Source organism: Ruminococcus bromii (assembly GCF_002834225.1).
In the GTDB taxonomy this organism is placed as follows: domain Bacteria; phylum Bacillota; class Clostridia; order Oscillospirales; family Acutalibacteraceae; genus Ruminococcoides; species Ruminococcoides bromii.
Window position 1 is genome coordinate 1 of the sequence record NZ_NNSR01000072.1, and the last position, 12293, is coordinate 12293.

The window sequence follows — 12293 nt, forward strand, 5'->3', positions numbered from 1 at the left end:
GCAAAGATGAAAACTGCAATTGAAGATTACGAAAACAAAAGCGGTGACAAGCTTCACGGTGTTGTTGTTGTACCTTTCTTTACAACTATTTTCAAGGAAGAAGCAAAGAGCCTTGCAGTACCGAACATTACAATCAAGCTCCCGAACGGACAGACACTTGCAACATCTGCAACAAAAGGCTTTGCGACAGGTGCAAAGTCAACAGTTTCATCTATTGTAAAGGCAACAGCAACTGCGACAGTAAAAACCAAGGTAATTGCCGTTGTCTGCGGTGCTACAATACTTGCAGGCACATCAGCAGTCGGCATAAGCATTCTTGCAGGCTGTAACGCTGAGAAAGAACCGACAGAACCGTCAGTAATATCTTCAACCGTACAGACATCAACTGTTCCAACAACTGTACCTAAAACTACAGTACCAAAGGCAGTTAAAGATTTGGTAGACAAGGGTGAAATCAAGGTCGACAAAGACGGCAACATCACAGATAAGAATGGCAAGAAAGTCGAAGTAAAAGACGGTAAGGTAGAAGTAAAAACCGATGACGGTAAGACAGTTACAGTTAAGGTTGACGATGTAAAAACTACGGTATCTAACAACAATAACAGCAATAAGGGTAACACCGAAAAGAAAGAAGATACTAAGTCAAATACATCTAAAAAAGACAACTCTTCAAAGACAAATACATCAAAGGTTGACACTTCTAAGAATGACAAGAAGCCAGCATCTAAGCCGAGCAACTCTTCAAAGAACGACACAAAGCCAGCTCAGAAGCCAACATCTAAGCCAGCATCTAAGCCGAGTGAGTCCTCAAAGACTGAAACACCTACAGCAAAGCCAAAAAAGAAGGTATGGGTAGATGACTACAAAACAGTTCACCACGAAAGAAAATGGATTGTAACGGGTACTCACGAGGAAGATGTATATGAATGGGTAGGAGTATATGTATGCAATAATTGCGGTATGAAGTTATCAGATGCTAATCTGAGAAAACAGCATCTTCTTTGGGAAGCAGAAGAAAATGGTGCTGGAGCTTATCATGTGGAAGAGGAATATGTAAAAACAGGAACCAAAACAGTAGAAGACGGCTACTGGAAAGAAGCCTATGACGAGAAAGTCAAAGACGGCGGTCACTGGGAGTACAGATAATTAAATTCGATAACAAGTATAAATACTAAATAAGATAGGGCTGTGAAGAAATGAAGTTTAAGACTTCGTTCTTCACAGCCTGACTTGTTTTGTACAAAAGCACGGCGCACCCAAGTTTCCTGTTCGTAAAGTATGCCCGAGCATAGTATTGTAATCGTTTGTGAAATCAATTGTAGGGGAGAACCGTGTTTTCTCGTTCGTGTGCAAAGCAGGATACATAATTTTGGCAAAATTAGAATCTGTTATGTTTAAGCTCAAATATTCTGACACAATAAAAGCCGTGTTTATTTTTGTCAATTGTATTTTTAAAATTCCGTCAGAACAATGTGCGCCTGTGAATTGTCAAGTACAATGGGTTTATCCATATCTACTCTCTTTAGTTCTCCGTACAGTCTGCCGAAAATCACCGTTGTTTTGTCCATATATGCCGCCATTGCCTCGCCTTTTACCGTAAACGGCTTAAATGTAATGTCAACTGCGGAATATCCTGCCTTGAAGTACCACGGTCTGTCAAGATTTCCGCCTGTACTTTTAACATTTATCTGTGACAGCTTTTCAAGATGCCCGTCAGTGAAAAAGCAGTTTTCGTTGCCGTAACGGTTATCGCCTACTCTGCTTGCAAGGCAGAGGGAAAAGCGTTTTCCGTCAATAAAGCAGTCGGAGCTTAATCTCTGATAATTATGCTTTCTCGGCTTTGAAAAGCGTGTCCAATCAAAATATGCGTTAGTGGTTGTTTCGTTTAAGGAATATTCCATACCGCCCACACGAATAATTCCGCCTGCGACAAATTTGGGAACAAAGCGTTTGAGATAAAAATATTTTCTGTCCCTCTCAAATGGTGCAATTTCGTTAAGACTTTCTCCTGCCGTCTTTTTGAGATTAATGTTAAAGTAAAGATTTTTTATGCCGCCAAAGTCGATAAAATCACATTTTAAAAATCTTCCGTTCGGTGTGTTTGTAAGCTGCAGCTGAAGTCTTTTGTCCGTGTACAAAAGCTCTCCCGAAATGCCCGATTCGGGAAGCTCGTTCTTGCTGAAAACAAATTTTTTTACAACACAATCATAAATCACACCGCCTCTTTTAAGGTCGGCAACCGCAATTTTTACCGCAAATTCCATGCCCAGATTTTCAACCGAAAGATAGAGCGATACCTCTGTGTTGCTTATGAAATAGCAATCCCTTTCGCTGTGTTTTCCTCTTGTTTTGCTCTGTTCGCTGTTATATTCAAAAACAGGCGTTCTTGCCCAGCCTGCACACATAACCTCTCCGTTTTCTTCAAAAACATTATGCTTTTCGGTTATCTCATGTTGCAAAACAATCCCTCCGTGTTCTCGTTTTTAAAATTTCCCATAAAATCACACCATACAATATACACAAAATAATTATGCTTTTCAAGAATTATAACAAAACTGTAAATTTCGATTTTCCGCATCCGAACACTATCGTATGTACTGATATATATTTTTGGTGCATAAACTTGTAATACTATCATACACCTGTGAGGGCGGTTTTTATGAAGAAATTTGTCATTTTGCTTTTAATCTGCTTATGTTTTCTGCTTTGTTCATGCAGTGCCGACACATCGGGATATCAAAACGAGCTTACCTGCACAGACTGGAGTGCAGAGCTTGACGGCGGCGGAAGGATAAGCCTTTCGTTTGACGGCGACAATGCGTCCCTTATTATGATGAGCGGAAAAGACAAGGCGGAGCTTTGCGGAAAATATGTTGTCGATGATACAACGCTTGTCATATTTGTGCCGAAACTTTACAGAAACTACACATTTGAATATATTCCCCACGGAAAAAAGCTTGATTTGTCATACAACGGTTCAAAAATCACGCTCAGCCGTGCCGATAACACGCAAAAAACCGAGTAAATCAGTCGTTCAAAGTTTCTTATGTACATTTTGAGCGGAATACGCAGATTAACGAATAATTTTATTGATAAATAAAGTTGTGTGTGTTATAATGTTTTAAGCTATGTTATTATGCCATTTTTGGATTTTTTCGGAGGTATTGTTTTGGTAGTGTTTGGAATTGATCCCGGATATGCCATTGTAGGTTGGGGAGCAATCAATTTTCAATCGAATACATATAAAACTCTCGGTTACGGTGCAATTGAAACCGTTGCCGGAACTGATTTTAACAAACGGCTTGAGTACATCTATGACGAAACCTATGCTATTCTCAACAGATGTCGCCCCGACGCTCTTGCAATCGAAAAACTTTACTTTCAGACCAATCAGAAAACGGCTATCAATGTTGCTCAGGCAAGGGGAGTAACCCTGCTTGCGGCACAAAAACTTAAAATACCAATCTTTGAGTACACTCCTCTTCAGGTCAAAACGGCTGTAACGGGATACGGCAAGGCTAAAAAACCGCAGGTTATGGAAATGACCGCAAGGCTTTTAAAGCTGAAAGAAATCCCGAAACCCGATGATACCTGTGACGCACTTGCAATTGCAATCTGTCACACACAGGCGGCAGGCTCACAGCTCAGAAGAGTAATGTACGGAAAGGGACTTTAAATATGCTTTATTCCGTAAGAGGAAAACTTATTGCTATAGAATCAAATGCGGCGGTAGTAGAGTGCGGCGGTGTCGGCTATATGTGCCAGACAACAATGAACACACTCAAAGCCGTAAAGCTCAACACAGAGGTAACGCTCTACACCTACCTTAATGTAAGGGAAGATGCGGTTGACCTTTTCGGCTTTGCAACAAAGGCAGAGCTTGAAACCTTTAAAAACCTCATCAGCGTAAGCGGTGTAGGTCCAAAGGCAGGACTTGCGGTTTTGTCGGAACTCAGTCCCGAACAGGTTGCAATGGCGATTGCCTCCGATGACCTCAAAACAATTACAAGAGCACAGGGAATAGGCAAAAAAATTGCACAGAGAATTGTTCTTGAACTCAAGGACAAGCTTGCAAAAGCGGCTAAAGAGGACAGTTCCTTTGCACAGGCGGCACAGAACAGCGTGAATGTTTCAACGGGAAATGTTCCGAAAGCAATTGAGGCTCTCGGAGTTTTGGGCTATTCTCCTTCGGATGTTTCGCCCGTGCTTGCAGCACTCGACAGCGCCTTGCCTGTTGAACAGCTTATTTCGCTCACATTAAAACAGATGGGAAGACAGTAATATATGAGTAAAATGGAATTCTCGGATGAATTTGATTTTGAAAACAGAATAACCGATACTTCCGAAATTCCCGAAGATACGGCAGAGAGCGACAACCCTCTGCGACCGAAAACACTTTCGGAATACATAGGACAGGAAAAGGCAAAGGAAAACCTCAAGGTTTTTATCGAGGCGGCAAAAATCAGAGGCGAAACCCTTGACCATGTACTGCTCTACGGCCCTCCGGGACTCGGTAAAACAACTCTTTCGGGAATCATTGCGAATGAACTCGGTGTGTCAATGAGAATAACCTCAGGCCCTGCAATTGAAAAGCCGGGCGACCTTGCGGCATTGCTTACCAACCTTAACGAGGGCGATGTGCTTTTTATTGACGAAATTCACAGACTGAGCCGTTCCGTTGAAGAAATACTTTACCCTTCAATGGAGGACTTTGCAATTGACATCATCACGGGTAAAGGTCAGATGGCGGCTTCGTATCATCTGCCGTTGCCAAAATTTACACTTGTCGGGGCAACCACAAGAGCAGGTCAGCTGACCGCCCCTTTGCGTGACCGTTTCGGTGTGGTGTTAAGACTTGAGCTCTACACTCCCGAGGAGCTTGCACAGATTGTTGAAAGAAGTGCCGGAATCCTCGGAATAAAAATTGAACATGACGGTGCGCTTGAAATTGCGTCCCGTTCAAGGGGAACACCACGAATTGCAAACCGACTTTTAAAGCGTGTGCGTGACTTTGCACAGGTTATGTCAAACGGTGTCATCACACTTGAAACCGCAAGGACAGCACTTGACAGACTCGAAATTGACGAACTCGGTCTTGACCGCAACGACAGAAGAATGCTTGAGGCAATCGTTCGTTTTTACAACGGCGGTCCTGTCGGACTTGAAACGCTTGCGGCGGCAATCGGTGAAGAGGCTGTAACAATCGAAGATGTCTATGAACCGTATCTTTTGCAGATAGGTTTTGTCAGCAGAACACCGAGGGGCAGATGCATAACTGCCGAGGCCTGCAAGCATCTCGGCTGTGAATTTCCTAAGGGTGTTGTAAATGCACAGCCAACACAGCCGACTCTCTTTGGTGACAGGGAGTCATAAATCAGTCACAATATGAGTGTATAATTCAACAGAGTGCAAGGCTTTTACTTGGGTTATACCGAAAATTTCAGTTTTGAAAATTTACAATCTACAAATTATTTAACGGAGGAATATATATAATGGGAAGATTATTCGGCACAGACGGTGCAAGAGGTGTTGCAAACGCAGAGCTTACACCCGAACTTGCAATGAATATAGGCAGAGCGGCGGCAATGGTTCTTATCAGCGATGAGGTTGAACACCCCACAATTTTAATCGGTAAGGACACAAGACTTTCGGGCGATATGCTCGAGGGCGCACTTATCGCAGGACTTTGCTCGGTAGGTGCAAATGTTCACATTCTCGGGGTAGTTCCTACTCCTGCGGTTGCTTATCTTGTAGGCAAATATAATGCCGACGCAGGTATTATGATTTCCGCATCACACAACCCGTTTGAATTTAACGGTATCAAAATTTTCAGCTCTGACGGATGCAAGCTCCCCGATGCCCTCGAAAACAGAATTGAAGAAATCGTACTTGACCATGTTGTACCGTATGCATCAGCAACAGATGAAAATATCGGCAGAGTAACATATGATACAGAGGCGGCTGATTTGTATATTGACCACCTTGTTTCGGCAGTTGACTGCAACTTTGAGGGTATGGAAATTGCACTTGACTGCTCAAACGGTTCTTCTTCAAGAACAGCCGAAAAGCTTTTCACAAAGCTTGGTGCAAAGGTTCATATGCTTTTTGACGAGCCTGACGGTGTGAACATCAACCGTGACTGCGGTTCAACTCATATGAGCAAATTGCAGAAGTATGTTCGTGAACACAAGCTTTCATGCGGCCTTGCCTTTGACGGTGACGCCGACAGATGTCTTGCGGTTGACGAAAACGGAAACCTTGTTGACGGCGATTACCTTATTGCAATCTGTGCAAATGATATGAAGCAGAGAGGAGTACTCAAAAAGAATGCTGTTGTCGGAACAATTATGACAAACATGGGCTTTAACAAGTTTTGTGAAGAAAACGATATGCACTTTGTTTCAACAAAGGTTGGCGACAGATATGTTCTTGAGGCTATGATGCAGGAGGGCTACAACATCGGCGGCGAGCAGAGCGGTCACATCATTTTGCTTGACTACGCAACAACAGGCGACGGTCAGCTTTCAGGCGCAATGATTCTCAGCATTATGAAGAGAACAGGCGAAAAGCTCAGTCAGCTTGCAAAGATTATGGAGCGTCTGCCGCAGGTGCTTATCAATGTTAAAGTAAGCAGAGAGGGCAAGCTCTCATTCTATACAGACAGGGAAATCAAGGCTGAAATCGAAAGAGTGAGCGAAATCCTCGGTGACAGAGGCAGAATCCTTGTTCGTGTATCGGGAACAGAACCTCTCGTAAGAGTAATGCTCGAGGGCGAAAACCTCGAAGAAATTCAGAACCTTGCGGAAGAAGCCGCACAGGTAGTAAGGGAAAGACTTGCATAATGCGATTATCTGATAAATGGAAAGATTATGAACTTATAGATACCTCTGACGGGGAAAGACTTGAAAGATGGGGAGATATAATCCTTATCCGTCCCGATCCGCAGATTATCTGGTCAAGCGAAAAGAAAAATCCTCTTTGGTATTCGGCACATGCCCGTTACCACCGTTCAAATCGTGGCGGAGGAAGTTGGGAGCAGTACAAAAAAGTTCCCGACCGCTGGACTGTAAATTACGGCAACCTCGTTTTCAACATCAAGCCTATGGGATTCAAGCACACGGGTGTGTTCCCCGAACAGGCAGTTAACTGGGATTTTGCCGCAGAAAAAATTAAAAACGAAAACAGACCGCTTAAAATTCTCAACCTTTTCGGTTACACAGGCTGTGCAACTCTTGCGTGTATGAACGCAGGCGCAACCGTTTGCCATGTTGACGCATCAAAGGGCATGGTTCAGTGGGCAAAGGAAAATGCCGCATCAAGCGGTATTGCCGACAGACCTGTCCGTTGGCTCGTTGACGATTGCGTAAAATTTGTACAGCGTGAAATCCGCCGTGGCAACAGGTATGACGGAATCATTATGGATCCTCCGTCATACGGCAGAGGTCCTGGCGGTGAGGTCTGGAAGCTTGAAGAACAGCTTTATTCGCTCGTAACCCTGTGCAAGCAGGTCCTTTCGGACAATCCGCTGTTTTTCATTCTCAATTCTTACACAACGGGACTTTCTCCCGCTGTAATGGAGTATTTGCTCGGAGTTCTTTTGCAGAAGTACTTCGGCGGAAAAGTATCAAGCGATGAAATAGGACTGAAGGTGAGCGACACGGGACTTGTATTGCCGTGCGGCTCAACCGCAATATGGGAGAAATAATAAATGAGCTTTATTTCACTTGACAACATCAGCTTTTCATATTCCGACATTGAAAGCGGTCAGCCGTACAAAAATGCGGTTGACGGTGTTTCTCTCAACATCGAAAAGGGTGAATTTGTTGCCCTTCTCGGTCACAACGGATGCGGAAAGTCAACTGTTGCAAAACATCTCAACGCAATGCTATTGCCGGATAAGGGCAAAGTGTATGTTGACGGAGATGACACATCAGATGAAAACAAGACATATGACATAAGAGAAAAAGTGGGACTTGTACTTCAAAATCCCGACAACCAGCTTGTTGCAAGCGTTGTTGAGGAAGATGTTGCTTTCGGCCCCGAAAACCTCGGAATACCGCCAAAGGAGATTCGACAGAGGGTTGACGATGCCCTAAAAGCCGTTGATATGTACGATTACCGTGAACACGCCCCGTTCAAGCTTTCTGGCGGTCAGAAACAGCGTATTGCAATTGCGGGAATTCTTGCAATGCAGCCACAGTGCATAGTTCTTGACGAACCAACGGCAATGCTCGACCCTAACGGCCGTGACGAGGTAATGACAACGCTTTTAAAACTCAACCGTGAAAAGAATATGACGGTTGTCCTCATCACACACTATATGGAAGAGGCAGTCCTTGCCGACAGAGTTGTCGTTATGGACGCAGGAAAAATCCTCACTCAGGGTACACCCGAAGATGTTTTTTCACAGGTGGAACTCCTCAAAAAACACCGCCTTGATGTTCCGCAGGCAACAGAGCTTGCATACAGACTCAGGGGGTGCGGAGTAAAATTTGATAAACTTCCTCTCAATGCAGAGCAATGTGTAAAAATGCTTGAGGAGGTGCTGTCATGAGCAAGGTGCTTGAACTGAAAAATTTAAGCTATGTTTACGGAACAGGCACTCCGTTTGAGAAAACCGCAGTCAATAATGTTAGCCTTTCAATTGAAAAGGGCGAGTTTATCGGCATTATGGGACACACGGGCTCGGGCAAGTCAACACTTGTTCAAATGCTCAACGGACTTATGAAACCAACTTCGGGACAGGTTCTTCTTGACGGCGAGGATATCTGGGCAAATCCCAAGGATATCAGAAAAATCCGTTTCAAAGTCGGAATGGTATTTCAGTATCCAGAATATCAGCTTTTTGAAGAAACCGTTGCCAAGGATATCGCATTCGGCCCTACGAATATGGGCAAGAGCGGTGCAGAGCTTGAAAAAGCGGTAAATGATGCCGCAAGATTTACCGGACTTAAAGATGAACTTCTTGAAAAATCTCCGTTCGACCTTTCGGGCGGTGAAAAGAGAAGGGCGGCAATTGCAGGTGTTATTGCAATGAATCCCGAGGTTCTTGTTCTTGACGAACCGACCGCAGGTCTTGATCCTATGGGCAGAGATGTGCTGTTGAGCCAGATTGTGCAGTATCACAAGGAACGCAAAAACACAGTTATCCTTGTATCCCACAGCATGGAAGACATTGCAAGGGTTGCCGATAAGATAATCGTTATGAACAAGTCAAACCTCGTTATGTTTGATAAGACAAAAGAAGTTTTCTCAAAGGGAAGAGAGCTTGAAGAAATAGGACTTCGAGTACCGCAGATAACCAAGATTATGCTTGATCTGCGTGAAAAAGGTTTTAATGTTCCCGAAGGAATACTTACTGTTGATGAGGCAATGGACTGTATTTCCTCACTGCTTGACAAGGAGGGTAAAATATGGTAAGAGATGTTGCGTTCGGTCAGTATTTTCCTGCGAATAGCGTAATCCACAAATGTGATCCCCGTGCAAAGCTGATTATGCTTGTCGGATTTCTCGTAATTATTTTCTGTACTTTTAATTATGCTTCGCTTGCACTTGTTGTGCTTTTTACCGCACTTTTTGTTGCGGCAAGCAAGGTGCCTGCAAAGTTCTATTTCAAAAGCATGAAAGTAATTATATTTATTATAATAGTAACCTCAATTCTCAATGTGTTCTACGGTTCGGGTGATCCGCTTGTACAATGGGGAATTTTCAAAATTACCTTAAACGGCATTAACAGAGCAATTTTTGTTTCGGTAAGAATCATCTGTCTTATCCTTGCAAGCTCCTGTCTTACATTCACAACCTCTCCGACAGAGCTTACGGATGCAATTGAAAGACTGATGAAGCCGCTTGCAAAACTGCACTTTCCCGTTCACGAGATTGCAATGATGATGTCGCTTGCTTTAAGATTTGTTCCCACACTTCTTGAAGAAACCGACAAAATTACTCAGGCTCAAAAGGCACGAGGTGCCGATATGGAGTCGGGTAATATTATTCAGAGGGTAAAGGCGTTTATCCCTATTCTTATTCCGCTTTTTGTTTCGGCATTCAGAAGAGCATATGAGCTTGCAACAGCTATGGAGTGCCGTTGCTACCGTGGCGGAACAGGAAGAACACGAATGAAAACTATTCATATGGCAAAGCGTGACTATGTATCCTTTGTAATGGTCGCACTTCTAATCGGCGGAGTGATTTTATGCAACATATTCCTGCCTGCGGCAGTTTAAGAAATCTTCTTCTCACAATTTCATATGACGGAAAAGAGTTCCACGGCTGGCAGATTCAGCAGAACGCAATGACGGTTCAGGAGGCTTTTCAAACTGCTCTTTCTAAGATTATCGGTGATGACTTTGATGTAAAGGGATGCAGTCGCACAGACAGCGGAGTTCACGCAAATATGTACTGCATCAGCCTTAAAACAGAACATCCCATAAAGCCCGAAAGGCTCAAGGCGGCGCTTAACCGCTGGCTGCCGCTAAGCATTGCGGTTCTTGACTGCAAAGAGGTTGCACCCGATTTTCACGCCCGCTATTCCTGCACAAGCAAGGAATATATCTACAAAATCTGGAACAGCGAGGTGCGAAATCCGTTTCTTGACGGATACGCACTTCATTACAGATACAAAATTGACGAAAATCTGCTCGACAAAGCCGCTCAGGCATATGTCGGCAGACACGATTTCACTTCCTTTTGCACGCTTGATAACCGTGAAAAAGGGGATATGACCAGAAATGTAAAAGCCTTTTCGGTAACCCGTGAGGGCGACCTTGTTACAATGAAGGTTGAGGCTGACGGCTTTTTGTATAATATGGTTCGTATTATGGTGGGAACACTTCTCAGAATTCAGCAGGGTAAAATTGCTCCCGATGAAATCCCCTCCATTATAGAAAAGAAAAACAGAAAATATTCGGGTCCCACCGCACAGGCTTGCGGATTGTACCTGAATCGTGTGAATTATGAAAATGACAACAGTTCACAAAAAGGAGTGAACACTGATGTTTAAAAAGTTTAAAGGACATTATTCAAAACGAAAAACACATAAATCCGACAGAGATGTAATGAGCTATGAGGATATGCCTCTTGACGATTATGAACAGGAAAAAACCGAAATGTCGCCGCAGGCTGTCAAGAAAATCGTACTCGGTGCGTGTATTGCCATTGCGGCAGGACTTATAGTTTTTGCCTTTGCAAACCGTGATAAGCTTACATGGGAGAACATCTCAAACTGGTGGACTTATGATGTACTCGGAAATGCAGGTCACGGTTATCCCGTTGACATTATCGGTTCAGAGGTTTCATCAGGTAACTTTGCCGTGTCGCAGGGACACGCAGTGTATGCTTCCGATACCTCTTTTGTAACCCTGACAAGCTCCGGTACAGAGGTTGCACGACTTCAGCTTACACATTCAAATCCCGTAATGAAAAACAATGAAAACAGATTTCTTACATACGGAATCGGCGGTTCAAGCTATGAGATAAGCAGCTTTGACGAAAAGCTTTATTCGGGTACTGCCGATAACAAAATCTATACCGCAGATATTGCGTCAAACGGTACATATTGCCTGGTAACAGAGGATACCGGTTATCTTACTACGCTGTATGCTTACAGCAAAAATAACAACAGAATCTATAAATATTCTTTTTCGGAATATTACATAACTTCGGTTGCTGTCAACAAAGACGGTTCCGGCTGTATTGCAACAGGCATTTCAAGCGATAAAGGCTCGGTTGTAACAGGCGTTTATGTTCTTGATTTTTCACAGGACAAGCCTGTTTCAACATACACCGTAAAAGGGGATTCTGTTATTGACTGCAAGTATCTTACATCTGACACAGCTGTACTTATCGGTTCACAGGCAAGCTACATTGTAAACAAGGGCGAGAAAAATTACAAGACCGTCAGCTACGACGGAAAGACCCTTTCAAATTATTGCTTTAACACAGACACTTCATCATATACAATGGCTCTTTCAAGAAGCGGTGACGGCAGGAGCGTTGCTCTCATAAACTATAATAAAAACGGCGAGGTTCTGAACACAATCAATACCGAACACAAAGCCGACTCAATTTCGGTTTACAAGGGAACGGCTGCAATTCTTGACGGCAATGTTGTTTACGGTTATAATCAAAAAGGTGATTTGCTATACTCGGCAAATTCGGGAACGGGTTCAAAAAAGGTTGTGCTTGCGTCCGATTATACCGCTTATATTCTAAGCGTAAATCAAATCAGATTCATCGACCTTGACAGCGTATCCAGCAGCGATACCGCCGAAACTTCAAAACAGGAGTAATAA

Annotated in this window: 13 protein-coding genes; 12 read left to right on the forward strand and 1 reads right to left on the reverse strand. The window is 43.5% G+C overall.

Annotation, left to right across the window (positions count from 1 at the left end; genetic code table 11):
* Window positions 1-1146: hypothetical protein (locus tag RBATCC27255_RS10485; RefSeq protein WP_101029501.1), on the forward strand; the 1146-nt coding region annotated here is incomplete at its 5' end.
* A 305-nt stretch (window positions 1147-1451) separates the two neighbouring features.
* Here the strand turns inward: RBATCC27255_RS10485 and RBATCC27255_RS07995 are convergent.
* Entirely contained in the window at window positions 1452-2459 is a 1008-nt protein-coding gene (locus tag RBATCC27255_RS07995) for a DUF2804 family protein (protein ID WP_101029502.1), read from the reverse strand.
* 200 nt (window positions 2460-2659) lie between these two features.
* On the opposite strand from RBATCC27255_RS07995, the gene RBATCC27255_RS08000 reads away from it, so the two are divergent.
* The 11 genes from RBATCC27255_RS08000 (at window position 2660) to RBATCC27255_RS08050 (ending at window position 12290) form a co-directional block, all read left to right on the forward strand.
* A complete protein-coding gene (locus tag RBATCC27255_RS08000) occupies window positions 2660-3025 on the forward strand; it encodes a hypothetical protein (protein WP_101029503.1) in 366 nt (121 codons plus the stop codon).
* Window positions 3026-3175: 150 nt separating this feature from the next.
* Window positions 3176-3676 carry a crossover junction endodeoxyribonuclease RuvC gene (gene ruvC / locus RBATCC27255_RS08005; protein WP_306526550.1) on the forward strand — a complete coding sequence of 167 codons (501 nt, stop codon included), beginning with the start codon at window positions 3176-3178 and terminating at the stop codon, window positions 3674-3676.
* Between the two features lie 2 nt (window positions 3677-3678).
* Complete coding sequence (ruvA, locus tag RBATCC27255_RS08010) at window positions 3679-4281, forward strand: Holliday junction branch migration protein RuvA (RefSeq protein WP_101029504.1); 603 nt, start codon at window positions 3679-3681, stop codon at window positions 4279-4281.
* 12 nt (window positions 4282-4293) lie between these two features.
* Complete coding sequence (ruvB, locus tag RBATCC27255_RS08015; RefSeq protein WP_046432628.1) at window positions 4294-5373, forward strand: Holliday junction branch migration DNA helicase RuvB; 1080 nt, start codon at window positions 4294-4296, stop codon at window positions 5371-5373.
* A gap of 119 nt (window positions 5374-5492) precedes the next feature.
* Window positions 5493-6842, forward strand: a complete 1350-nt coding sequence (glmM, locus tag RBATCC27255_RS08020; protein WP_101029505.1) for a phosphoglucosamine mutase — start codon at window positions 5493-5495, stop codon at window positions 6840-6842.
* The gene (locus tag RBATCC27255_RS08025; protein ID WP_101029506.1) at window positions 6842-7705 is read left to right on the forward strand and encodes a class I SAM-dependent rRNA methyltransferase; all 864 of its coding nucleotides are present in this window, start codon (window positions 6842-6844) and stop codon (window positions 7703-7705) included. Before glmM ends, RBATCC27255_RS08025 begins: the two co-directional genes overlap by 1 nt.
* Before the next feature lie 3 nt (window positions 7706-7708).
* On the forward strand, window positions 7709-8554 hold the full coding sequence (locus RBATCC27255_RS08030) for an energy-coupling factor transporter ATPase (RefSeq protein WP_101029507.1): 846 nt from the start codon (window positions 7709-7711) through the stop codon (window positions 8552-8554).
* Complete coding sequence (locus tag RBATCC27255_RS08035) at window positions 8551-9420, forward strand: energy-coupling factor transporter ATPase (RefSeq protein WP_101029508.1); 870 nt, start codon at window positions 8551-8553, stop codon at window positions 9418-9420. The genes RBATCC27255_RS08030 and RBATCC27255_RS08035 overlap by 4 nt, the downstream gene beginning before the upstream one ends.
* Window positions 9414-10226, forward strand: a complete 813-nt coding sequence (locus RBATCC27255_RS08040; RefSeq protein ID WP_046432606.1) for an energy-coupling factor transporter transmembrane component T family protein — start codon at window positions 9414-9416, stop codon at window positions 10224-10226. The genes RBATCC27255_RS08035 and RBATCC27255_RS08040 overlap by 7 nt, the downstream gene beginning before the upstream one ends.
* Entirely contained in the window at window positions 10196-11002 is an 807-nt protein-coding gene (gene truA, locus RBATCC27255_RS08045; protein ID WP_101029509.1) for a tRNA pseudouridine(38-40) synthase TruA, read from the forward strand. The genes RBATCC27255_RS08040 and truA overlap by 31 nt, the downstream gene beginning before the upstream one ends.
* Window positions 10995-12290, forward strand: coding sequence for a DUF5711 family protein (locus RBATCC27255_RS08050; RefSeq protein ID WP_101029510.1), 1296 nt, complete (start codon window positions 10995-10997; stop codon window positions 12288-12290). Before truA ends, RBATCC27255_RS08050 begins: the two co-directional genes overlap by 8 nt.
* Window positions 12291-12293: the final 3 nt, after the last annotated feature.